Origin of the sequence: Coprococcus sp. AF99-45 (genome assembly GCF_027663865.1) — a bacterium.
GTDB classification, from domain to species: domain Bacteria; phylum Bacillota; class Clostridia; order Lachnospirales; family Lachnospiraceae; genus Allocoprococcus; species Allocoprococcus comes.
Genome location: NZ_JAQDGZ010000001.1, coordinates 158,087 through 181,578 on the forward strand (window position 1 = coordinate 158,087; position 23,492 = coordinate 181,578).

General features: G+C 43.0%; 26 protein-coding genes. 22 read left to right on the forward strand and 4 right to left on the reverse strand.

The genetic code is table 11. The annotated features are described in order from the left end of the window. Position 1: 1 nt before the first annotated feature. Positions 2-1,501: a glutamate synthase subunit beta gene (locus tag PGR14_RS00755; protein WP_270222841.1), complete on the forward strand. Its 1,500-nt coding sequence runs from the start codon at positions 2-4 to the stop codon at positions 1,499-1,501. Positions 1,502-1,605: 104 nt separating this feature from the next. On the opposite strand, the gene PGR14_RS00760 is transcribed toward PGR14_RS00755, so the two are convergent. Then, positions 1,606-1,974, reverse strand: coding sequence for a VOC family protein (locus PGR14_RS00760; protein WP_117556070.1), 369 nt, complete (start codon positions 1,972-1,974; stop codon positions 1,606-1,608). Positions 1,975-2,359: 385 nt separating this feature from the next. Here PGR14_RS00760 and PGR14_RS00765 point away from each other — a divergent pair, with 385 nt between their 5' ends. Further along, positions 2,360-3,538, forward strand: a complete 1,179-nt coding sequence (locus PGR14_RS00765) for a C40 family peptidase (RefSeq protein ID WP_270222843.1) — start codon at positions 2,360-2,362, stop codon at positions 3,536-3,538. 181 nt (positions 3,539-3,719) lie between these two features. Here the strand turns inward: PGR14_RS00765 and PGR14_RS16365 are convergent, their stop codons facing one another. Then, positions 3,720-4,076, reverse strand: coding sequence for a zinc-ribbon domain-containing protein (locus PGR14_RS16365; protein ID WP_215633957.1), 357 nt, complete (start codon positions 4,074-4,076; stop codon positions 3,720-3,722). Between PGR14_RS16365 and PGR14_RS00770 the strand changes: the two genes are divergently transcribed. From PGR14_RS00770 to PGR14_RS00830, 13 genes are all read left to right on the forward strand, one after another. Further along, positions 4,070-4,456 carry a site-specific integrase gene (locus PGR14_RS00770; RefSeq protein ID WP_117834088.1) on the forward strand — a complete coding sequence of 129 codons (387 nt, stop codon included), beginning with the start codon at positions 4,070-4,072 and terminating at the stop codon, positions 4,454-4,456. The two genes, PGR14_RS16365 and PGR14_RS00770, sit on opposite strands and share 7 nt — an antisense overlap. Before the next feature lie 155 nt (positions 4,457-4,611). Continuing rightward, complete coding sequence (locus PGR14_RS00775) at positions 4,612-5,169, forward strand: RNA 2'-phosphotransferase (protein WP_270222845.1); 558 nt, start codon at positions 4,612-4,614, stop codon at positions 5,167-5,169. Between the two features lie 29 nt (positions 5,170-5,198). Then, on the forward strand, positions 5,199-5,366 hold the full coding sequence (locus PGR14_RS00780; protein WP_008375100.1) for a hypothetical protein: 168 nt from the start codon (positions 5,199-5,201) through the stop codon (positions 5,364-5,366). A gap of 47 nt (positions 5,367-5,413) precedes the next feature. Continuing rightward, positions 5,414-6,268 carry a 4-hydroxy-3-methylbut-2-enyl diphosphate reductase gene (gene ispH / locus PGR14_RS00785; protein ID WP_008375102.1) on the forward strand — a complete coding sequence of 285 codons (855 nt, stop codon included), beginning with the start codon at positions 5,414-5,416 and terminating at the stop codon, positions 6,266-6,268. Further along, entirely contained in the window at positions 6,249-7,328 is a 1,080-nt protein-coding gene (gene rpsA, locus PGR14_RS00790; RefSeq protein WP_008375104.1) for a 30S ribosomal protein S1, read from the forward strand. Before ispH ends, rpsA begins: the two co-directional genes overlap by 20 nt. A 325-nt stretch (positions 7,329-7,653) precedes the next feature. Then, positions 7,654-8,973 (forward strand): electron transport complex subunit RsxC, encoded by a 1,320-nt coding sequence (rsxC, locus tag PGR14_RS00795; protein WP_022220469.1) that lies wholly within the window; start codon positions 7,654-7,656, stop codon positions 8,971-8,973. Positions 8,974-8,998: 25 nt separating this feature from the next. Continuing rightward, positions 8,999-9,970, forward strand: a complete 972-nt coding sequence (locus PGR14_RS00800; RefSeq protein WP_022220470.1) for an RnfABCDGE type electron transport complex subunit D — start codon at positions 8,999-9,001, stop codon at positions 9,968-9,970. Next, positions 9,970-10,572 carry an RnfABCDGE type electron transport complex subunit G gene (locus tag PGR14_RS00805; protein ID WP_022220471.1) on the forward strand — a complete coding sequence of 201 codons (603 nt, stop codon included), beginning with the start codon at positions 9,970-9,972 and terminating at the stop codon, positions 10,570-10,572. The genes PGR14_RS00800 and PGR14_RS00805 overlap by 1 nt, the downstream gene beginning before the upstream one ends. Then, positions 10,565-11,266 (forward strand): electron transport complex subunit RsxE, encoded by a 702-nt coding sequence (gene rsxE, locus PGR14_RS00810; RefSeq protein WP_022220472.1) that lies wholly within the window; start codon positions 10,565-10,567, stop codon positions 11,264-11,266. Before PGR14_RS00805 ends, rsxE begins: the two co-directional genes overlap by 8 nt. Positions 11,267-11,280: 14 nt before the next feature. Further along, positions 11,281-11,856 (forward strand): electron transport complex protein RnfA, encoded by a 576-nt coding sequence (locus PGR14_RS00815; RefSeq protein ID WP_055155598.1) that lies wholly within the window; start codon positions 11,281-11,283, stop codon positions 11,854-11,856. Between the two features lie 18 nt (positions 11,857-11,874). Continuing rightward, positions 11,875-12,666 (forward strand): RnfABCDGE type electron transport complex subunit B, encoded by a 792-nt coding sequence (locus PGR14_RS00820; protein ID WP_008375116.1) that lies wholly within the window; start codon positions 11,875-11,877, stop codon positions 12,664-12,666. Positions 12,667-12,917: 251 nt separating this feature from the next. After that, on the forward strand, positions 12,918-13,886 hold the full coding sequence (locus tag PGR14_RS00825) for a hypothetical protein (RefSeq protein ID WP_270222846.1): 969 nt from the start codon (positions 12,918-12,920) through the stop codon (positions 13,884-13,886). A 49-nt stretch (positions 13,887-13,935) separates the two neighbouring features. After that, on the forward strand, positions 13,936-14,367 hold the full coding sequence (locus tag PGR14_RS00830) for a DUF2752 domain-containing protein (protein ID WP_227084694.1): 432 nt from the start codon (positions 13,936-13,938) through the stop codon (positions 14,365-14,367). 162 nt (positions 14,368-14,529) lie between these two features. On the opposite strand, the gene PGR14_RS00835 is transcribed toward PGR14_RS00830, so the two are convergent. Further along, a complete protein-coding gene (locus PGR14_RS00835; RefSeq protein ID WP_270222872.1) occupies positions 14,530-15,930 on the reverse strand; it encodes an aldehyde dehydrogenase in 1,401 nt (466 codons plus the stop codon). A gap of 214 nt (positions 15,931-16,144) precedes the next feature. Here PGR14_RS00835 and PGR14_RS00840 point away from each other — a divergent pair, with 214 nt between their 5' ends. Both PGR14_RS00840 and murI read left to right on the forward strand, forming a co-directional pair. Beyond that, the gene (locus PGR14_RS00840) at positions 16,145-16,675 is read left to right on the forward strand and encodes a DUF3877 family protein (protein ID WP_173686573.1); all 531 of its coding nucleotides are present in this window, start codon (positions 16,145-16,147) and stop codon (positions 16,673-16,675) included. A gap of 157 nt (positions 16,676-16,832) precedes the next feature. Further along, positions 16,833-17,615 carry a glutamate racemase gene (gene murI, locus PGR14_RS00845; protein ID WP_055246832.1) on the forward strand — a complete coding sequence of 261 codons (783 nt, stop codon included), beginning with the start codon at positions 16,833-16,835 and terminating at the stop codon, positions 17,613-17,615. 115 nt (positions 17,616-17,730) lie between these two features. Here the strand turns inward: murI and PGR14_RS00850 are convergent, their stop codons facing one another. Then, positions 17,731-19,467 carry an Rqc2 family fibronectin-binding protein gene (locus tag PGR14_RS00850; protein ID WP_055246830.1) on the reverse strand — a complete coding sequence of 579 codons (1,737 nt, stop codon included), beginning with the start codon at positions 19,465-19,467 and terminating at the stop codon, positions 17,731-17,733. Positions 19,468-19,663: 196 nt separating this feature from the next. Between PGR14_RS00850 and PGR14_RS00855 the strand changes: the two genes are divergently transcribed. The 5 genes from PGR14_RS00855 (at position 19,664) to pgsA (ending at position 23,492) form a co-directional block, all read left to right on the forward strand. Further along, entirely contained in the window at positions 19,664-20,542 is an 879-nt protein-coding gene (locus PGR14_RS00855; RefSeq protein ID WP_008375132.1) for a YicC/YloC family endoribonuclease, read from the forward strand. 69 nt (positions 20,543-20,611) lie between these two features. Further along, on the forward strand, positions 20,612-21,235 hold the full coding sequence (gene gmk / locus PGR14_RS00860) for a guanylate kinase (protein ID WP_022220477.1): 624 nt from the start codon (positions 20,612-20,614) through the stop codon (positions 21,233-21,235). A 16-nt stretch (positions 21,236-21,251) separates the two neighbouring features. Next, the gene (gene rpoZ, locus PGR14_RS00865) at positions 21,252-21,494 is read left to right on the forward strand and encodes a DNA-directed RNA polymerase subunit omega (protein ID WP_022220478.1); all 243 of its coding nucleotides are present in this window, start codon (positions 21,252-21,254) and stop codon (positions 21,492-21,494) included. A gap of 118 nt (positions 21,495-21,612) precedes the next feature. After that, positions 21,613-22,953 carry a 30S ribosomal protein S12 methylthiotransferase RimO gene (gene rimO / locus PGR14_RS00870; protein ID WP_008375138.1) on the forward strand — a complete coding sequence of 447 codons (1,341 nt, stop codon included), beginning with the start codon at positions 21,613-21,615 and terminating at the stop codon, positions 22,951-22,953. Further along, positions 22,950-23,492, forward strand: coding sequence for a CDP-diacylglycerol--glycerol-3-phosphate 3-phosphatidyltransferase (gene pgsA, locus PGR14_RS00875; protein ID WP_055155589.1), 543 nt, complete (start codon positions 22,950-22,952; stop codon positions 23,490-23,492). The genes rimO and pgsA overlap by 4 nt, the downstream gene beginning before the upstream one ends.

Genomic DNA, 23,492 nt, shown 5'->3' on the forward strand with positions numbered 1-23,492 from the left:
CGTGGGAAAAGCAACAGGATTTATGGATTATGACAGACGCGATGCAGAGTGCGAATCTCCAAAAGAGAGAATTAAGCATTTCCGGGAATTCCACACGCCTCTGTCAAAAGAAGAGCAGGAAATACAGGGCGCCAGATGTATGGCATGCGGCGTCCCGTTCTGCCAGGCGGGACAGATGATCGCAGGGATGGCAAGCGGCTGTCCTCTGCATAATCTGGTGCCGGAGTGGAATGACCTGATTTATCACGGCAACTGGGAAGAGGCATATTACCGGCTGAAAAAGACAAACAATTTTCCGGAATTTACTTCCAGGGTATGCCCGGGACTTTGTGAGGCGGCATGTACCTGCAACCTGCACGGAAGCCCTGTGACGACTAAAGCAAATGAATATGGGATTATTGAAAATGCTTACGAAAAGGGATATGCAAAAGCATGTCCGCCGAAAGCGCGTACCGGCAAAAAGATAGCGATAATCGGTTCCGGACCTTCCGGTCTCACAGTCGCAGATCAGTTAAATAAACGAGGACATCTGGTAACAGTATTTGAGCGGGAAGATAAGCCGGGTGGACTTCTCCGCTATGGAATCCCGAATATGAAGCTGGAAAAACAGTTCATCGACCGGAAACTTGCAGTAATGGAAGAAGAAGGCATCCGTTTTGAAACTGGCTGCAATATTGGAAAAGATAAGAAATCTGCAGAACTTCTGAAAGCATTTGACCGGGTGGTGCTTTGTTGCGGTGCATCCCATCCGCGTGATATAAAAGTACCCGGAAGAGATGCAAAAGGAATCTACTTTGCAGTAGATTTTCTGAAATCAACTACGAAATGTCTCTGGAAAAATGAGATGCAGCTGAAAGAAGGCGAATATATTTCTGCAAAGGGCAAAAATGTAATTGTCATCGGTGGTGGCGATACGGGAAATGACTGTGTTGGAACGTCGATCCGTCATGGTGCAAAATCCGTTCTTCAGCTGGAAATGATGCCGAAACTTCCGGATGAGAGAAGCGCTATGAATCCATGGCCGGAGTGGCCGAGAGTCTGCAAGACAGACTATGGTCAGCAGGAAGCAATTGCTCTCTGGGGACATGATCCGAGGGTTTATCAGACAACGGTAAAGGAATTTGTCAAAGATAAGAATGGAAATCTTTGCAAGGTGGTTCTTGTGAAACTGGAAAGCAAGAAGGATGAAAAGACCGGACGTATGATGATGGCAGAGGTCGCAGGAAGTGAGTACACGGTAAATGCAGAACTGGTGCTGATCGCAGCGGGGTTCCTCGGAAGTGAGGATTATGTGACAAAGGCATTCGGTGTGGAAGTCAATGAGCGCACGAATGTTAAAACAGCTCCGGGTGAGTATAAAACGAATGTGCCGAATATATTTACGGCAGGAGATATGCACAGAGGACAGTCGCTGGTTGTGTGGGCAATCCGGGAAGGAAGAGAAGCGGCACAGCAGATAGATCTGGATCTGATGGGGTATACGAATCTGTCAGTACAGTAATTAGTGGCGTTTGATTTTATGAAGGCGTAGCCCGCCGCAAGGTGTAGGAAGTGGTTCCTGCACCTTGCGGCGGGCTACGCTTTTAATGAAAATGTGCAATAGATTTATTTTTCAGGTACGATTTCTAACCAGTAGCCGTCTGGGTCTTCGATGAAGTAGATACCCATGGACTCATTTTCGAAACAGACGCAGTTCATTTCTTTATGGTGTGCGAGGGCGGCATCCATGTCGTCTACGGTGAAGGCGAGGTGGATTTCGTTGTCGCCGAGGTCGTATGGGCGGTCCATGTCGCGAAGCCAGGTGAGCTCGAGCTGATGAACGGAGCTTCCATCACCGAGGTAGACGAGCTTAAAACTTCCGTCAGCAGCATCTTTTTCGCGGACTACGGTGAGTCCGAGTGCATCTTTGTAGAATTGAATTGATTTTTCAAGGTCACGTACATTTAAGTTGTTATGGTTGAATTTGAAATTCATAGTGGAATCCTTCTTTCTTATTTAGTATTCTAGATTTATTGATTATGAAGTCAGTTTAGCATAAATAATAAGGATTACGCAAGGAATTCTAAATTCCTTAATTTCTTCTGCAACCAACTAGTTATTGTTCACTTCCGTGTCAATCACTACGCTGACTGGCACGGAGGATACATGTTTTATCTTGAATGGCATCTTGCTCATCGTCTTGTGTCTCCATTGGATAGTTGCCTGATTATTAGGAGTGATAACGAAAATATCAGTATATTATGATACCCTAGTAGAATATTACAAAAATGTTAAATTGTATTGCAAAAAATAGAAAAATGGTATATAATCGACCACAGGGTTAGGAAAATAATTAGTAAAAAATATAGGATGGGTGATTATGAGAAAATTTAAACAAGCATTTTTGGCATCTGTTCTTGCAAGTTCAATGGTAGTTACGCCAGTATTTGCAGATGATGTCAGCAATCTGCAGAATAGTAAAAATGCAGCACAGAGTGAAGTGAATTCTCTTCAGTCAGAATTGCAGACACTAATTGAAAAAATGAGTAAGCTGGAAGATGATCTGGTGTCAACAGGTCAGCAGATCACACAGGCACAGGATGATCTTACTGTTGCTAAAGAAAAAGAACATCAGCAGTACGAAGATATGAAGAAGCGTATCAAGTATATGTATGAAGAAGGCAACTCGACTGCGATTGAGACTCTGATCAGTGCTGAGAATTTCTCAGACTTGCTTAACAAAGCAGAGTATGTTCAGAACGTACATAGTTATGACAGAAAGCAGCTTCAGGAATATATTGATACCAAGCAGCAGATTGCAGATCTGAAAGCACAGCTTGAAGAAGATCAGGCGAATCTGGAGTCTATGCAGTCTGATTATGAGGCAGAGCAGACGACGCTGAGTAATACGCTGGAATCTAAGAAAGAAGAAGTCGCAGATCTGGATCAACAGCTTCAGGCAGCTGTAGCAGCAGCTGAAGCAAAGAGGCAGGCAGAAGAAGCTGCAAAGGCAGCAAAAGCAGCTGAGTCAACAAAGTCAAATTCGACCGTTGCATCGACAAGCAACAGTGGTTCACAGACTGTAGGTAATACAACAAATAACAATGGTAATAACAACACAACCGTTACACCGAGTGCACCAAGTACACCAAGTACGCCAAGTACCCCGACAGTGACTCCGGATACAAGTAATAATAACAGCAGTAGTGATAACGGTGGAAGTACATATGGCAACGGAAGCGCTATTTTAAGTGCAGCAGCAGCATACCTTGGAGTTCCTTATGTATGGGGCGGTACTTCGGGAAGTGGTGTTGATTGTTCAGGTCTTGTATACCTGGCACATCAGGCATGTGGTATTCCAATTACACGTAACTCATACAGTCAGGGAAGTGGCGGACAGGCAGTGTCAGACCCGCAGCCGGGTGATGTTGTATGTTACGGAGGACATGTGGGAATCTACGCAGGAGGCGGACAGATGATTCATGCACCGCAGCCGGGTGAGGTCGTATGTTATACAAGTGTTAATTATGCATACCACTGGTATAGAAGATACTGGTAAGAAACGAAGTAACTGAAGTAAGTAAAAAAATTTTTTTGCGGAAATCGACGAAAACGTACATAATTCCATGAGAAGTTAAATACTGATTTTTGCTAAAAACTTGAAAAACGTACAAAATAAAAGAGATTTTCATTTGGCATAGGCCATTTGAAAATCTCTTTTTTGAAACTATTTTATTAACCTAAAAAAACTTCTTTTTTCTACGGCGTCCTTTGCAATAAGGACAGGATTCACGATGTCTCTTTTGATAGAAAACTTTATCAGCTGGACTCAATGGATATTTATGTTCAGAGCTTCTTTTACAGTTCCACCAAACCTTTTGTGAATATGTATCTAATATTTCATCGGGATTTACAAGGCAATAGTTTGCAATAAAATCCCAATCTTCCATTAAATCAGGATGAAGCGCGGCAAAGGATGTTTTTCCAGGAAGTGCTTTACGACCGGAACAATAAGGACAATCGGTAACTCCATTTATAACATCGATGATTCGAGCAGGATAATTACCGTGACAAGTAGGGCAACAATTTATTGGCATCACTAGAGCTGAAAGATAAGGTGAATTGGGACTATTTTATTTTGTTGGTTGCAAAAACAGGAATGAGATTTTCTGAACTAATTAAGCAATTGCCAGAGGATAAGCCAATTTTTGTTGATGGGGCAGTATACAATTCAACAGTAAACAATATACTTGCAAGACACTGTAAAGAATGCAATATACCAGTAATATCAATTCATGGATTGCGGCATACGCATGCGTCTTTGCTGCTGTTTACAGGCGTATCTATTGCTAGTGTAGCAAGAAGATTGGGACATTCGAGTATGACAACAACACAGAAAACATATTTACATATTATTCAGGAATTGGAAAATAAAGATATTGATTTAGTTATGCGTTCATTATCAAGTTTAAGTTAACGAATTACACGGCTTGCGTTGATTAAGAGTGATAAGAAAATGACCTGATTTATTTATACAAAAATCGGTATAAATAAGTTGGGTCATTTATTGTGCAGTATATTTGATTATGGTAATATAAAGATATGAATTTTCCAAAAGAAAAGAGAATGAAAATGAATATAACAAGTACAAGTAAATTTGTAAGTTTAATCCTACGCCATAAACCAGAAACAATTGGAATCCAATTGGATGAACATGGTTGGGCAAATGTAGACGGGCTGATTGCCGGAATTTCGAAAACACGTGAATTTAATAGAGAAATGCTGGAAGAAATTGTTTGGACAGATAATAAGCAAAGATTTACCTTTAATGAAAATAAAACAAAGATTCGGGCAAATCAGGGACATTCGATTCCTGTTGATGTAGAATTACCAGCAACAATACCGCCTGAAACGCTCTGGCATGGAACTGGAGAAAAATATGTTGCATCCATTGATCAACAAGGATTGATTCCAAAGGGTAGGTTATATGTGCATTTATCATCAGACGCAGCTACAGCTACGAAAGTCGGCTCACGTCACGGAAAACCAGTGCTTTATATCGTAAAAACAAAAGAAATGTATGACGATGGATATTCATTTTTCTTATCAAAAAATGGAGTATGGTTAACAAAAGAAGTCCCCGTAAAATATTTAATCAAAGAACAGACAGAAAGATTGCTGAACAGATAGGAACATTCCGGAAAGGTGAGTACTGCCGGGTGTGCGAGCTCCTTGAAAAAACGATTTATGGAGAGGAAGAACTGGAAGAATATGAGAAACGTACACTGAACCGGTTCATGAAAAAACTTACTGTTCCGGGCGAAAAATGTAATCTGAAGATGCGGATGAATCTGCGCTATGCATGTTTCAAATTTCTAGGTATGTAAAAAGAATCACTTATCAGAAAAATAAAAACAACAGGAGGAAACTAAAAATGGAAGTAATACGCGCAAAAAGTGCCGGATTCTGCTTTGGTGTAAAACGCGCTGTCGATACAGTATATGAGCAGGTTGAAAAACAGATGGGAAAACAGATCTATACTTATGGTCCGATCATCCATAATGAAGAGGTTGTAAAGGACATGGAAGCACATGGCGTAAAAGTCCTGCACAGTGAGGAAGAACTGAAAGGTCTGGAAGAAGGACTGGTGATTATCCGCTCTCATGGTGTTCCAAAGAGAATCTGTGACCTAATGGATGAAAAAGGCATCGAATATGTAGATGCAACCTGTCCGTTTGTGAAAAGAATCCATAAGATTGTTGCCGAAGAAAGTAAAAAAGGCAGCCGGATCATTATCATTGGTAATCCGGATCACCCTGAGGTTGAAGGAATCCGGGGCTGGGCAGGAGAAAATGTAACCGTTATAAAAAATGCAGAAGAAGCAGAAAAATTTGAAAATACTACATCTGAAAGAATTTGTATTGTGTCTCAGACGACATTTAATTACAATAAATTCAAAGATTTAGTTGAAATTATTTCAGAAAAGGGTTATGATATAAGTGTTTTAAATACGATTTGTAATGCAACCAGAGAGCGTCAGACAGAAGCAAGGAGCATTGCAAAAGAGGTGGATGCTATGATTGTAATCGGAGACAAACATAGTTCCAATACCCAGAAACTGTATGAAATATGCAGCAGGGAATGTCACAATACGTACTATATACAGACACTTGACGATTTTGATATGAATCAATTAAGGTCCGTGGAAACAGTAGGTATTACAGCAGGGGCATCCACGCCCAACAATATAATTGAGGAGGTTCAAAATAATGTCAGAATTAACTTTTGAACAAATGTTAGACGAGTCATTTAAAACAATTCATAATGGAGAGGTCGTAGATGGTACTGTAATTGATGTTAAGCCAGATGAAATCATCTTAAATATAGGATACAAAGCAGACGGTATCATCACCAGAAGTGAATATACCAATGATAACAGTGTAGATCTTACAACTGTTGTTTCTGTTGGCGATCCGATGACTGTTAAAGTACTGAAAGTCAATGATGGAGAAGGACAGGTTCTTCTTACATACAAGAGACTTGTTGCAGAAAAAGGTAACGAAAGATTAAAAGAAGCATTCGAGAACAAAGAAGTCCTGAAAGCACCGGTTACTCAGATCCTTGGCGGTGGATTAAGCGTTGTTGTAGATGAAGCAAGAGTATTCATCCCGGCAAGTCTTGTATCAGATACTTACGAAAAAGACCTTTCTAAGTACAAAGATCAGGAAATCGAATTTGTTATCAGCGAATTCAATCCAAGAAGAAACCGTATCATCGGTGACAGAAGACAGCTTCTTGTTGCTGAAAGAGCAGAAAAGCAGAAAGAACTCTTCGCTAAACTTAAAGTCGGTGATGTGATCGAAGGAACAGTTAAGAACGTAACAGATTTCGGTGCATTTATCGATCTCGGCGGAGTAGACGGACTTCTTCATATCTCAGAGATGTCATGGGGAAGAGTTGACAATCCGAAGAAAGTATTCACAGTTGGTGAAACTCTTAAAGTTCTTGTTAAAGATATCCATGATACAAAAGTTGCACTCAGCTTAAAATTCCCGGAGACAAATCCATGGGCTAACGCAGCTGAGAAGTACGCTGTAGGTACAGTTGTAACAGGAAAAGTTGCAAGAATGACAGACTTTGGTGCATTCGTAGAACTTGCTCCTGGAGTAGATGCACTCCTTCATGTATCACAGATCTCAAGAGCACATGTTGAAAAACCTTCAGACGTACTTTCTGTAGGTCAGGAGATTACAGCTAAGATCGTAGATCTTAACGAAGCTGACAAGAAGATCAGCCTTAGCATGAAAGCACTTGAAAATGCAGAAGCTCAGGAAGAAACTGAAGAATAATTAAATAAGATATACAAGGATAGAGACTGATTGAAGTCTCTATCTTTTGTTTGAAAAAACTGGTAGACATAACTAACTACAGCTGAAAAAAGTTTTCGGATCCATAAGTGATCTCGATAAGTAAGATGAAAAATTTTACCGAATAGTCAGAAAATTCACAAAGAGAGGTCGTAGTAGCCTCTCTTTTTTGTGTAGGGAGACTATTGTGTTAAAAAAACGACAAGATGTACTGGAAAATATACAATAAAATGACGAAAGTTACTGGAATTGTAGGATTTATTTTAGTATATTTATAAGAGAGAAAACAGGAAGGAAGGATATCAAAATGGGACTTTTGACATTTAAAGGCGGAGTTCATCCGAACGACGGAAAAAGTCTTGCGAAAGACAAGGCAATCGTAGAACTTCTGCCACAGGGTGATCTTGTATACCCGTTATCCCAGCATATCGGAGCACCGGCTAAGCCAGTAGTAGCAAAAGGTGACCATGTGCTTAAAGGGCAGAAAATTGCCGAAGCGGGGGGCTTCGTGTCTGCACCGATCTATGCATCCGTATCAGGTACTGTAAAAGCGATTGAACCGCGTGTGAATCCGACAGGTTCTAAAGTGAACAGTATCATCATTGCAAATGACGGTCAATACGAAGAAGTAGAATATCCACAGCCAAAACCTCTTTCTGAACTGACAAAAGAAGAGATTCTGAATATCATTGGAGAGGCTGGCGTAGTAGGTATGGGTGGAGCAGGTTTCCCTACCAGAGTGAAGCTTTCACCAAAAGAGCCAGACAAAATTGATTATATCATTGCAAACTGTGCGGAATGTGAGCCGTATATTACTGCCGATTACAGAAGAATGCTGGAGAATCCGGAACTTCTGGTAGAAGGTATGCGTGTGATCCTGAAGCTTTTTGACAATGCGAAAGGTTTATTTGCAATCGAAGATAACAAACCGGACTGTATCGCAAAATTAAAAGAGCTGACCAAGGACGAGCCTCGTATGGAAGTCAGAGAGATGATGACCAAGTACCCACAGGGCGCAGAACGTCAGCTGATTTTTGCAAATACAGGACGTGCGATCAACTCTACCATGCTTCCGGCAGATGCTGGATGTGTAGTAGACAACGTAGAGACCATCATCAGCATTTACAATGCAGTAGTAAAAGGCATTCCGTCTATGGAACGTGTCGTTACTGTAACAGGGGATGGAGTTGTAAATCCTGGTAACTACAAAGTACTCTTCGGAACCAACCAGAACGAACTGATCGAAGCCGCCGGCGGACTCAAAGAAGGCTGTGAAAAAGTTATTTCAGGTGGACCGATGATGGGATTTGCGATGTATACGACCGATACACCGATCACCAAAACATCTTCATCTATTCTTTGCATGTCAAAAGATGAAGTATCAGCCTGTGAACCGACAGCATGTATCAACTGCGGACGGTGCGTTGACGCCTGTCCAAGCCGCATTATTCCGTCAAGACTGGCTGATTTTGCAGAACGCCATGACGAAGAAGCATTCCTCAAATTCAATGGTCTTGAATGTGTAGAATGTGGATCCTGCAGTTATGTATGTCCGGCTAAGAGACAACTGAAGCAGGCAATCGGATCGATGAGAAAAACCGCACTTGCCAACAAAAAGAAAAAATAGAATAGAGAGGAAGAGGTGAACAAAAGTGAGTGAACAGTTAAAAGTATCATCTTCACCACATATCCGTTCTAAAGAGACAACCGGCAATATCATGCTGTGGGTTATCATCGCTCTGTTACCGGCAACTTTCTTTGGAATTTACAACTTCCGTGACACACATGCATGGCTGCTTGTTATTGTGACAACAGCAGCAGCAGTTCTTACGGAGTACATTTACGAAAAACTGATGCATAAAAAGATTACGATCAAGGATTTCAGTGCCGCAGTTACAGGACTTCTGCTTGCACTCAACCTTCCGCCGACAGCCCCGATCTGGATGGGAATCATCGGAAGTGTATTCGCAATCCTGGTTGTAAAGCAGCTCTTTGGCGGATTGGGACAGAACTTCATGAACCCTGCACTTGGAGCAAGATGTTTCCTTCTTATTTCCTTCACAGGAAGAATGACAAGCTTCGTATATGACGGCGTATCCGGTGCAACACCACTGGCAACGATCCGTGCTAATATCGAAGCAGGAAATGCAGCACTTGACGGTGTGAACAGCATGGACATGCTGATCGGAAATATTGCCGGAACCATCGGTGAGACATCCGTTATCGCAATCGTGATCGGAGCGATCATCCTGATCCTCAAAGGAATCATTGATCTTCGTATCCCGGGTACATATATTGTGACATTTGCACTTTTCATCGGAATCTTCGGTGGATTTGTAGATGGAATTGGATTCTTCAACGTTCAGTACATGACAGCAGAACTCTGTGGTGGTGGTCTGATGCTTGGAGCATGGTTTATGGCAACCGATTATGTAACTTCCCCGATCACCAAAAAAGGGCAGATCGTATATGGTATCCTTCTTGGATGTCTGACTGGTCTGTTCCGTCTGTTCGGTGGTTCAGCAGAAGGTGTATCTTATGCGATCATCTTCAGTAACCTTCTTGTACCGCTGATCGAGAGAGTTACTCTTCCAAAGCCTTTCGGTAAAGGAGGAGAAAAATAATGAATAAGATTATCAAAAATACACTGATCCTTGCAGCAATCACCGTTGTATCCGGTCTGGTACTTGGAGCTGCTTACGAAGTAACAAAAGGTCCAATCGCACAGACACAGGCAAAGCAGAAACAGGAAGCCTGTCAGGCCGTTTATCCGGAAGCAGATTCCTTTGAGGCAATGGACGTAGATCAGAAAGCTGCCAAAGAAGCAATCAAAAAGATGGGAACGAATGCAACAGTAGATGAAGTCTATTCTGCTGTTATGGATGGAAGCGAAGCTGGTTATGTTATAACAGTAACTGACAAAGATGGTTACGGCGGAGATATCCAGATCACAGTCGGTATCATGAGTGACGGTACGGTAAATGGCATTTCTTTCCTTTCCATCAGCGAGACAGCAGGTCTTGGTATGCGTGCGAAAGAACCAAGCTTTTACAATCAGTTTGCAGGACAGCAGGCTGAAAAATTCTATGTATCCAAAGATGGCGGAGACGGACAGCCGATCGATGCTTTGAGTGGTGCAACCATCACTTCCCGTGCAGTCACAGGAGCTGTCAACACAGCACTTGGATATTACCAGACAGCGTTAGGAGGTAGTGGAAATGAATAAATGTACAGAAAGACTTTATAACGGTCTTGTAAAAGAAAACCCGACCTTTGTTATGATGCTTGGTATGTGTCCGACACTGGCGGTTACAACATCCGCAATCAACGGTATTGGTATGGGACTTTCTACCACAGTGGTATTGATTTTCTCAAACCTTTTGATTTCCATGCTGCGTAAGATCATTCCGGATTCGGTTCGTATGCCGGCATTTATCGTAGTCGTAGCAACACTTGTTACTGTGGTACAGTTCCTTCTGGAAGGTTTTGTACCTAGTCTTTATGCATCACTTGGTGTATATATTCCTCTGATCGTAGTTAACTGTATCATCCTTGGACGTGCAGAAGCATATGCATCAAAGAACCCGGTCCTTCCATCTGTATTTGATGGTATTGGTATGGGACTTGGATTCACACTTGGTCTTACCTGCATCGGTATCGTCAGAGAGCTGATTGGTTCCGGAAAATTATTCGGATTTCAGGTTATGCCTGATATCTACGAACCTGTTACTATTTTCATCCTTGCTCCTGGTGCATTCCTTGTCCTTGCATTCCTTGTTGCGGCACGTAACAAGATCATGAAGAAACTGGAAGCAAAAGGAAAGAAAGTTGTCAAAGCGCAGGGATGTTGTGAAGGCGGATGCGCTTCATGCGGCGGATGCGACGGACACGTGTTCCCGACAGGTCAGGAAAAGGAATAGGAGGGAGATAAGAGATGAAAGAATTACTTATTATAGCAGTTGGTTCGGCGCTTGTTAACAACGTCGTACTCAGCCAGTTCCTCGGTATCTGTCCTTTCCTTGGTGTTTCTAAGAAAATTGAGACAGCAGCCGGCATGGGCGGCGCAGTTGTTTTCGTTATTACAATCGCATCTTTCATTACCGGTGCGATCTACCAGTTCATCTTACATCCGGCAGGATTTGAGTATCTGCAGACCATCGTATTTATTCTGGTTATCGCAGCACTCGTTCAGTTTGTAGAAATGTTCCTCAAGAAGGTTATGCCTCCGCTTTATAATGCACTTGGTGTATATCTCCCGTTGATCACAACAAACTGTGCAGTACTTGGTGTATCACTGAACTGTGTAACAAAAGGATATAACATTCTTGAAGGTGTTGTATACGGATTCTCCACAGCAGTCGGATTCACGATCGCGATCGTGATCATGGCTGGTATCCGTGAGAAGATCGAATACAACGATATCAGTGAGTCTTTCCAGGGAACTCCGATCGTACTGCTTACTGCAGCACTGATGTCCATCGCGTTCTTTGGATTCTCAGGAATCATTTAACAGAAGGAGGACCGTGTTATGAGTATAACAGGAGTATTGATTGCTGCACTTATCGTAGGCGGTACCGGCGTATTCATCGGTGTCTTCCTTGGAATTGCAGGCAAGAAATTTGCAGTTGAAGTAGATGAAAAAGAAGAAGCGATTCTCGCAGAACTTCCGGGTAACAACTGTGGTGGATGTGGATATGCCGGATGTTCCGGTCTTGCAGCAGCTATCGCAAAAGGAGAAGCTCCGGTCGGACAGTGTCCGGTCGGCGGTGCTCCGGTAGCAGCAAAGATCGCAGCGATCATGGGCGAAGAAGCCGGTGAAAGCGTACACGAAGTTGCATTTGTAAAATGTGCAGGAACCTGCGAAAAAGCAAAACAGGCATATGATTATACAGGAATTACAGATTGCCAGATGGCAGCCATGATGCAGAATGGCGGACCAAAAGGATGTTCTTTCGGATGTCTTGGTTTCGGAAGCTGCGTAAAGGCATGTCCGTTCGATGCGATCCATATCGTAGACGGAATTGCAGTAGTCGACAAAGAAGCATGTAAAGCCTGTGGTAAATGTATCGCTACTTGTCCAAAACATCTGATCGAGCTTGTACCTTATGAACAGAAGCATCTCGTACAGTGCAGCTCAAAAGATAAAGGAAAAGACGTTATGAGCGTATGTTCCGTAGGATGTATCGGATGTAAGATGTGTGAAAAAGTATGTGAATCTGATGCAGTACATGTAGTAGATAACATCGCACACATTGATCCGGAAAAATGTACAAACTGTGGAAAATGTGCGGAGAAATGTCCGAAGAAGATCATTAAGTAAATAAATAATGAAAAAAAGGATCCGGATGCTGTTTCGGAGGCTAAGAACAAGTTTTTCTTAGGCTTCTGCAAATGCATCCGGATCCTTTTTTTATTGAGTTCATTCGACTGCGGAAGGATGAAAGGATGGAAAGAGAAAGTTAGGAAAATTTAATTTTTAGAATATCGTGGGGTATGTTATAATAGAAAAAATGGAGAAGGAAAAGAAAAATTATTGGTTGACGGTTAGGTGGAAAATCATCCAAAATAGAAATGAAAATAGAGACAAAATACGACATTGCATCATCTGTAAATATTGGCGCAGAGTATGACAAGGGCGTGAAGAAACTCTTTAAGAGCAAAGAGATCATTGTGCCGATTATGGAGATGGTGATTCCGGAATATGAAGGGTGTTCGCAGGAAGAGATCCTGAATTGTCTGGACCTTGCATCGATTACATCGGATGAGGTTGTCAGTGACGCACCGGTTTCGGAGACGGATGAATATCGGATACGGGGCGAAGATACAGAACTTTCTGGAGGTTCGGATAAGCTGATTCGGTTTGATTCAAAGTTTAGGATTCGCAATCCGAAGCTTTCAGAGGAAAATATTTTGGTGAATCTTCATATTGATCTTGAAGGACAGAAAAGTTATACGCCGAAGAATCCAACCTATCCCATTATAAAAAGAGGACTTTATTATGTCGCAAGGGATTTGAGCAGTCAGCTTGGAGTGGCAACTGGAAAGACAAATTATGCAGATCTGGAGAAGTGTTATTCAATCTGGATCTGTTTGGAAGATGTCCCGGTAAGATTGAGAAATACAATGACGGAATATCGCATAAGAAAAGAAGATGTTCTGGGAGAGACGGACGAACCGGAAGAAGATTATGACCTGATGAGTGTAATTGTTATCCGGATGGGAGAAAAATCAGAAGAGAGAGGGATATTTGATTATCTTAATCAGGTATTTGTGGGAAATATAGAAGAAATAGAGACTTATTCACATATTGAATGGGAAGATGAATTTAAGGAGGATGTGGCTATGACGATGACAGGGTTTAGTGATATATTAGTTAGAAGAGGGAGAGAAGAAGGCAGAGAAGAAGGGCGAGAGGAGACAACGGTTAAATTTATCTGGAGTTTACATGAAATGGATTTTACAGATGATATGATTTCGGAAGCAGTAAAAAGACCGATTGATTATGTGCAGGATATTTTGAAAAAAGATGCACCTCAATAAGAAAGTTGGGAACACTTTTGTGAAAAATAGATTAATAGCAGGAATAAAGATGCTTTTACAGGACTTATGGAATATCCGCATTGCGATTCTTGTATTTGCAATTTATTTTGTTATAGGAAGAAAGTTTTTATACAGTCTGTGTCCAATGGTGATCATGACGGGATTTCCTTGTCCGGGATGCGGGCTTACAAGAGCGATGTTTATGGTGCTGCGAGGGGACTTTGCCGGGGCATGGAAAATGCATCCGTTTATTTATGGTGTGATTATTCTGGTGGGATGGTTTGGCATGCGGAGATACATACAGAGAAAAGAAACGAAGAGTCTTGGGAAATGGGTGATTCTTCTGTGCGTAGGGCTGATTCTATATTATGTGTTCCGAATGGTAAGGTATTTTCCGGGAGATGCTCCGATGAGTTATTACTATGGAAGCGTGGGATACCGGGTGTGGGAGATAATTAGAAGTGGAAGAAATTATTTATAGTAGAGTATATAAAAGTGCCGCGAAGTCATCAAAACGATGATGGAGCGGCACTTTTTTGGATTATTTACAAAAGATACTATGGAACCTTTTTGTGCAGAATCAGCAGGAGACAGCTTTATGGGAATAGCGACACTGACTAATTTATGTCTTCCCGCGCTAATCCTAGCGCAGGAAGCCTCTCAGCATTTTTTCTTTCCAGAACCGGTACTTCTGATACCGTATCGGCAGATCCATCCAGGTTTTCTTATCGACTATGCTTCTCTGATGTGTGAAGCATTCAAATCCTTCTTTTCCATGATAGCATCCCATGCCGCTTTCTCCGACACCGCCGAACGGCATCTGGCTGGTGGCGAGGTGGATGATGGTATCGTTGATGCAGCCGCCGCCAAAATGGCATTTGGCAAGGACTTTCTTTTTGGCAGCAGGATCTTCGGTGAAAAGATAGAGTGCAAGCGGGTGGGGATGGGATTCGACCTGCTGGATTGCATCATTCAGGTCAGAATAGGTAAGTACCGGAAGAATCGGTCCGAAAATTTCTTCGCCCATGACCGGATCGTCCCAGGTGACATCTTTTAGGATGGTCGGGGCAATGCGCAGGGCAGACGGATCGGACTCACCTCCACAGACCAGCTTATCGGCAGCAATCAGGTTCTGCAGCCGGTGAAAATGTTTTTCGTTGATGATTTTCCCATAATCCGGATTTTGAAGAGGCTGTTTGCCAAACTGCCGGTGGATTTCTTTTTCCAGTGCCTGAAGCAGCTGGTTTCGAACAGAAGCATCGCAGAGGATATAATCCGGGGCAACGCAGGTCTGTCCGCAGTTGAGGTATTTTCCGAATACGATCCGTCTTGCGGTGAGAAAAATTTTCGCCGTGGAATCCACGATGCACGGGCTTTTCCCACCAAGCTCCAGAGTGACGGGAGTCAGGTATTCGGCAGCATGACGAAGGACTTCTTTTCCAACCGTTTTTCCTCCGGTGAAAAAGATTTTGTCAAAACGCTGGTTTAAGAGCGCCTGATTTTCTTCCCGGCCTCCGGTGATCATCGTTGCATATTTCGGCGGATAACATTCCTTGAGGATCTGGCTCAGAATCTGACTGGTGTGTGGAGCGTAAGCGCTTGGCTTCAGGATGACGGTATTTCCGGCGGCGAGCGCATCGATCAGCGGTTCTAAAGTGAGGAGTACCGGGTAATTCCAGGGACTCATGATCAGTACGGTTCCGTAGGGGGATGGCGATTGAAAGCTTTTGGCGGCGAAGTGTGCCAGCGGAGTAGGGACGGTTTTACAGCGCATCAGCTTTGGTAAATGCCTTTGCATCCAGGTAAGCTCGGAAAGTGTCAGACCGATTTCGCACATATAGCTTTCCATCCGGCTTTTTCCAAGATCCGCTTTTAGTGCTGTATACAGATCTTGTTCATGGCGTTTGAGTGCAAGTTTTAGCTGTTCTAATTGTTTTAATCGAAAAGAAAGCGGAAGTGTTGCGCCGGTTGCAAAAAAATCACGCTGCGTGGAAATCCGCTGTCTGATTGTCTGTTCATCCATGTGTTTTAACCTCCCAGGTATCTGGATATTTAAGTTTCGATTCCTGTTTTCCAAATTGTGTTTATATTCTTGAAGAGTCTTTTATACTGAAAATAATGTATATTTCTTTTATGATAACGAAAATAAGGGAATTCTTCAACGGTGTGAGTGGCGAAAATGGAAAGAATGTGATAAAATATTTTTGTTTGCAGCAGCAGACTTACATAATTTTATTAAGACAGGAGTTTTAATATATATGGGATACGAGCGTTTGGAAAAGAGTTTAATCGATCTGGTAAAGGAAGAGCAGGCAAAGCTCGGATATCGGAAAGAGATGATCCGGCTTTATTATCCGCTCAGTTCACTGAATCATTTTATGGAGACGAATGCAGATTCTGAAGAAATGCAGGAGCTCCTTGCAGATTTTCCGAAAGCAGCAGAAGATATTTTCGGGGAAGTCGGGATTACACATGCAAAGGACCGTTTTTGCTTTGCTTTATCGGAAAAAGCATCGGAATATGTGCATGAAAATATGAAACCGAATGAATTTATCAAAGAGCTGGTGGAACTTGTCGCAAAGCATGGCTGCACGATGGAAGATATCGAAGTATTGTTCCGTTCTCATTCAGACAAGATCGTGGCAGAACCTATGGATAATGGAGAATTTGACCGGATGATCCGGTTTGAAGAGGGAGAAGACAAGTATTATTATTGCTTTAAAGATGAAGGATGCCATATTATTTATCATCGTTTCCTGCCGGAAGATTATGCAGATTTTGATTTTTAAATCGAACATTGCGGGAATTGCATAGCAATGGAGCAATCCGGTTACATCAGTGAGTGGCAAAATTTACTTTTGACACACACATCATTAAATTGAATAAAAATGGATACAAATTTTGGCTTTAAACCAGATAAGAAAATAAGAAATCGAGGTAACACCAATGAAAATCGGAATATATGATTCAGGGATCGGCGGACTTTCTGTGCTTCACCGCGCACTGAAAAAGATGCCGGAAGCAGAATTTATATATTATGCGGATACAAAGCATGTTCCATACGGAGAAAAGACGAGGGAACAGATCAAAGGATATGTAGAAGAGGTTCTGAATTTCCTGATCGCGAAGGAAGTTGATGCAATCGTAATCGCCTGTAATACGGCAACCAGCGTGGCAACGAAAGAATTCAGAGGCGAATTTGCCGTACCGATCGTCGGTATGGAACCGGCAGTTAAGCGCGCGCTCAAGCTCTATCAGGATATGCAGAAACGGATTCTGGTAACAGCAACACCGGTTACGATAGCCGGAGAAAAATTACACAGCCTTCTGGAAAAAGTAGATACCGAACACGAAGTAGACCTTGCGCCACTTCCAAAACTGGTCCGCTTTGCCGAAGCCGGAAGATTCCAGGACCCGGAAGTAGATGAATACCTGAAAAACAGCCTTCAGAGCTATACACTCAACCAGTATGCTGCAGTCGTACTTGGCTGTACTCACTTCAACTACTTCAAACAATCCTTCCGCAAAATCTTCCCGGGAGAAATCCACTTTGTAGACGGCAACGAAGGCACCCTTCGCCAGCTAAAACGAGTTCTCCCCGAACAAACCACCCCAGGAGAACCCAGCAAAGTCACCTACTACTTCTCCGGAAAACCTGTTGATGATGAGGGGATGAAGAAAATCCAGGCATGTATGATGCAGTTAGATAAAGTATATGAGATCAAGTAAATACTGATATCGAATTATAAAAAATAAAACACTAAAACAAGCCAAATAGTTTATAGTAAAATATAAGAACTATTTGGCTTGTTTTTATTCTTCTCTGGTGGTGTCACAACCTATCTTATTGTACTTCCTGAATCCCAGAAATATCACTATCTATCATCATCGAATAATTGGTATAATACACGACAAACCCAGGCTTGCTTCCATTTGGTTTTTTAACCTGCTTTTTCTCTACATAGTCAACCTCTACCTTTTCAGCCCCGGAATTCTTCGAGTAATGCGCAGCAAGTCTGGCTGCCTCTTCAAAGGTCCGGTCCGGAAGTTCTTCCCCGTTCGTCTTCACGATGACATGGGAACCCGGTGCCTTTTTCGCATGGAACCACCAGTCCCCGCCATTTGCAAAATGGAAGGTGAGTTCTTCGTTCTGAAGATTATTTTTTCCAACATACATATGGAAACCGTCTGAAGAAATATAGTGGAACGGTTTGCTTGTGATCTTCACCTTTTTGGCAGACTGCTTTCTGCGGATAAATCCACTTTCGATCAGTTCTTCCTTGATCTGGATCAGGTCATCCTCGCTTCGTGCAATATCCAGGGATTTGCTGACGGACTCCAGATAATCAATCTCATCTTTCGTTTCTTTGATCAGTTCTGAAAGAGCCTCGAAAGTACGTTTCTGTTTATTATACCGGTCAAAATATTTCTTTGCATTTTCCTGCGGTGTTTTCTGCGGATCCAGCGGAATTTTGATCATTTCGTTAGTATAATAATTGAGTGCTTCCAGTTCTTTTGCACCTTCTTCCAGATTGTAACCGTAGGTGTGGATCAGTTCTCCGTATACCTTGTATTTATCGCGGCTTTCCGTATCGCGAAGCTGCTTTAACTGCAGGTCGTATTTCTTGCGGTTACGTTCCAGTGCTGTCTGAACCACACGGCGCAGATCCGAAGATTTCTGGCGGATCCGGGTGATCAGATCACGGGAAGAATAATAAGTCCGGATCACTTCGGAAATCGAATCATAAGATTTTACCTGATAGTTGGAAAAGTGGGTGAGCAGAAGAGATGAGAACTCTTTCGGCTCATTTCCATCGTAATAAATAGCAGGAGAGAATTTGCTTTCTGTCACCTGCTCCATAAAATAGGTAAACTGCCGGTACAGATGCGCCAGCAGATCACCGGACATCTCCGATGCCGGAACAGAGGAGTCGATTCCTGCCAGATAGCAGATCTCTTCGGCGACAACCGGACTGATTCCGGTAAAACTGTTGTAGATCGCTTTTCCGACCGGCATTGGTTTGGAGAGAAGTTCCTGTGTGAAATTTTCCTCCGGTATGCCAAGTGGATTCTCTTTTTTCATAGTATCCGGGATAAAATATTCTCTTCCCGGAAGAACCTCACGCACAGAACTCATCTGCGCGGAAACATGCTTGATACTGTCGATGATCATTCCTTTTTCATTACAGAAAATAATATTGCTGTGCTTGCCCATGATCTCAACGATCAGGGATTTGCGGCACAGATCTCCAAGTTCATCCAGGTGCTCGATCTCGAAGCGGATGATCCGTTCCAGGGAAGGCTGAGAAATGCCTACGATGCGGCCATTTGCAATATGTTTTCTCAGAAGCATACAGAAATTCGGCGCAGTCATTGGACTTGGTTTGTTATCTCTGGAGAGATAGATCAGCGGCAGGGATGCACTTGCGGAGATGACCAGTCTTACCTGTCCTTTCGCAGGTTTGATCGTGAGAAGCAGTTCATCATTTTCCGGCTGTGCGATCTTGGCGATCCGCCCGTTCAGGATGGTATCATTTAATTCTTTTACGATATTTGCGATTGTAATTCCATCAAAAGCCATTTTAAAAATTCACCTCATATTTATCCGGGAATATGCCAGGGCACATTCTTTTTTCAATGGGCTCATTATAGCATAGAGAGGCATGCATAGACAAGTGAAAATGCCCTGTCACCCGGTTGACGAGTAAGTGTAAATGAACTATAATAATCGATAGTAAAACGGCCATTAAAAGGTCAGTAAGAAGAGGGAAAATCAAATGATAAAAAGTATGACAGGCTTTGGACGGTGTGAGATCGCCGAAGCAGACCGCAAATTTACCGTAGAAATGAAGGGGGTTAATCACCGTTACCTGGATGTGAATATCCGTATGCCAAAGAAGCTTAACTTCTTTGAGTCCGCGATCCGCAACCTGCTCAAGCAGTATGTGCAGAGAGGAAAGATTGATATTTTCATCGGGTATGAAGATATGACAGAAAGCCAGATGACTTTGAAATATAACCAGAAGCTGGCAGAAGAATATATGGCAAGTTTTAAGCAGATGGAAGAACAGTTTGGGCTTGACAATGATGTGCGGGTATCCACACTTGCACGCTGCCCGGAAGTCCTTACGATGGAAGAACAGTCTGTGGATGAGGAAGAACTGTGGAGTGGTCTTGAAAAAGCAATGAAAGGCGCATGCGAACAGTTTGTACAGACCAAGACTACAGAAGGTGAGAACCTGAAAAAGGATATCATTGGCAAGCTGGATGGAATGCTGGAAGTTGTTGCCAGGGTTGAAGAGCGATCTCCGCAGATCGTTGCTGAATACCGGGAGAAGCTGGAAACGAAAGTGAAGGAGCTTCTTGGGGACACCCAGATTGACGAAGGACGGATCGCGGCTGAGGTTGTGATCTTCTCTGACAAGATCTGTACAGATGAAGAAGTGGTAAGGCTGAAAAGCCATATCAAGCATATGAAGGAAACTCTGGAACAGACAGAGGGAATCGGACGCAAGCTTGATTTCATTGCGCAGGAGATGAACCGTGAGGCGAACACGATCTTATCCAAGGCAAATGATCTGGAAGTATCCAATTATGCGATTGATCTGAAGACTGAGATTGAAAAAGTCCGTGAGCAGATTCAAAATATTGAATAAAGCTTTGAAAAATGTAAAAAGATGTGTTAAAATAACATTTCAATGTCTGAGTATGCAGGAGAACTGATTATGAGAGAAAAAAAAGGAATTCTTATTGTAGTATCCGGATTTTCCGGAGCCGGTAAGGGAACACTGATGAAAAAGCTGATGCAGGACTATGATAATTATGCATTATCGATCTCTGCAACCACGCGACAGCCTCGTGTCGGGGAAGAAGATGGAAGAGAGTATTTTTTCAGAACCAAAGAAGAATTTGAAAAAATGATTGCGCGTGATGAGCTTATAGAGTATGCTAGATATGTAGAAAATTACTATGGAACTCCGAAGCAGTATGTTATGGAGCAGTTAGAGGCAGGCAAGGATGTGATCCTTGAGATTGAGATCCAGGGTGCGTTGAAAGTGAAAGAGAAGTATCCGGATACCCTGCTGATGTTCGTGACTCCGCCGAGTGCGCAGGTACTGAAAGACAGACTGGTAGGACGGGGAACCGAGACCGCAGAAGTGATCGATTCGAGAATGAAGCGGGCAGTAGAAGAATCACAGGGCGTAGAGAAGTACGATTATCTTGTGATCAATGATGACCTGGAGCGCTGCGCAAAAGAGATGCACAGCATTATTCAGGGTGAGCATGACCGGGTAAGCCGGAATGCTGACTTTATAGATGATATCAGAAAAGAACTGAAGGAACTGTAGGAAAGGAGCAGAATTTATGTTACATCCATCATATACCGATTTGATGAAAGTAGTAAATCAGGACGTGGAAGAAGGCGCAACTAAGATTGTCAACAGCCGTTATTCTATCGTTCTTGCAACAGCAAAGAGAGCGAGACAGATCATTGACGGCGAGATGCCGCTTGTTCCTGTTAAGGACGGCGAAAAGCCGCTTTCTATTGCAATTGATGAGCTGAACAGTGGAAAGATCAAAATTATTGCAGAAGATGCAGATAAATAAAAGAAGTTCGATACCCTGCAGCTGTCTGCGGGGTATTCTTATGATAGGGGATTTTATTTTCCGGTGAAGATGATTTCCCCTGCCGCCCAGAAATTATGCTTGAGGAGAAATTTATTTTATGAATATATTATTCATTTCATTAGGCTGTGACAAGAACCTTGTGGATTCGGAGGTCATGCTTGGGATTCTTGCAAAGGACGGTCATCAGATGGTGGACGATGAGACAATGGCAGATGTCATTATCATTAACACCTGCTGCTTTATCCATGACGCAAAGGAAGAGAGTATCCAGAATATTCTTGAGATGGCAGATCTGAAGAAGACCGGTAGATTAAAAGCCCTGATCGTAACAGGCTGTCTTGCACAGAGATACAAAGAAGAGATCATTCAGGAAATCCCGGAGGTTGATGCGGTTCTCGGAACGACTTCTTATGAAGAGATCGCACACGTGATCGATGGAGTTTTAAGCGACAGTCCGATGGAGCGCGGAGATGTGCGCCTGACTATGAAGGATGTGGATTATCTCCCGGTGACAGACACGCACCGTATGGTGACGACCGGCGGACATTTCGCTTATCTGAAGATTGCAGAAGGCTGTGACAAGCACTGTACTTACTGTATTATCCCGAAGGTACGAGGAGATTTTCGGAGTGTGCCGATGGAGCATCTGCTGGAGGAAGCGCAGAATCTGGCAGACGGAGGGGTGAAGGAGCTGATCCTGGTAGCACAGGAGACCACCATGTACGGAACCGATCTGTACGGGGAGAAGCGGCTTCCACAGCTTTTGAGAGCGCTTTGCAAGATCAGCGGACTTCGCTGGATCCGTATTTTATACTGCTATCCGGAGGAAATCACGGATGAGCTGATTCAGGTGATCAAGGAGGAACCAAAGATCTGCCATTATCTGGATCTCCCGATTCAGCATGCAAGCGATGGTATCCTGAAGAGAATGGGAAGACGGACTTCCAGAGCGCAGCTCATCGAGACCATTGAGAAGCTTCGACGTGAGATTCCGGATATCGCACTTCGCACAACTTTGATCACTGGATTCCCGGGAGAGACACAGGAACAGCATGAAGAGCTGATGGATTTTGTGGATCAGATGGAATTCGACAGACTTGGCGTATTTACCTACTCACCGGAAGAGGATACTCCTGCAGCATCTATGCCGGATCAGATCCCGGAAGAAGTCAAAGAGGAACGTCAGGCAGAGCTCATGGAACTTCAGCAGGATATCGTATTTGACCAGGCAGAAGACCGGATTGGGGAAGAGCTGCTTGTGATGATCGAAGGCAAGGTAGCAGATGAGAATGCCTATGTGGGAAGAACCTACCGGGATGCGCCGAATGTAGACGGACTTATTTTTGTGAACACATCGGAAGAACTGATGTCGGGAGATTTTGCAAAGGTAAAAGTGACCGGATCGGCAGATTATGATTTGATAGGAGAGTTATTATGAATTTACCAAATAAGTTAACGATTTTACGAGTGATTTTAATTCCGTTTTTTGTAGTGTTTATGTTATTTGATATTACCGGAGCAGCAGATAAGTGGATCGCACTTGTGATCTTCTGTGTTGCCAGCCTGACAGATATGCTGGATGGGAAAATCGCCAGAAAGTACAACCTGGTAACGAACTTCGGTAAATTTATGGATCCGCTTGCAGACAAGCTGCTGGTATGTACCGCGCTGATCTGTCTGACATCTATGAACCGACTGAATGTCATTGTTGTTCTGGTGATCATTGCCAGAGAATTTATCATCAGCGGATTCCGTCTGGTTGCTTCTGACAATGGAATCGTCATTGCGGCAAGCTACTGGGGCAAATTCAAAACCGTATCACAGATGGCACTGATCATTGTGCTGATCATGGATCTGGGCGGTGTGTGGAATGTTGTAGGAACAGTCCTTACATGGGTAGCACTGCTCCTGACCGTCGTTTCACTGATCGATTATATTGCAAAGAACAAACAGGTATTAACACAGGGAGGCATGTAA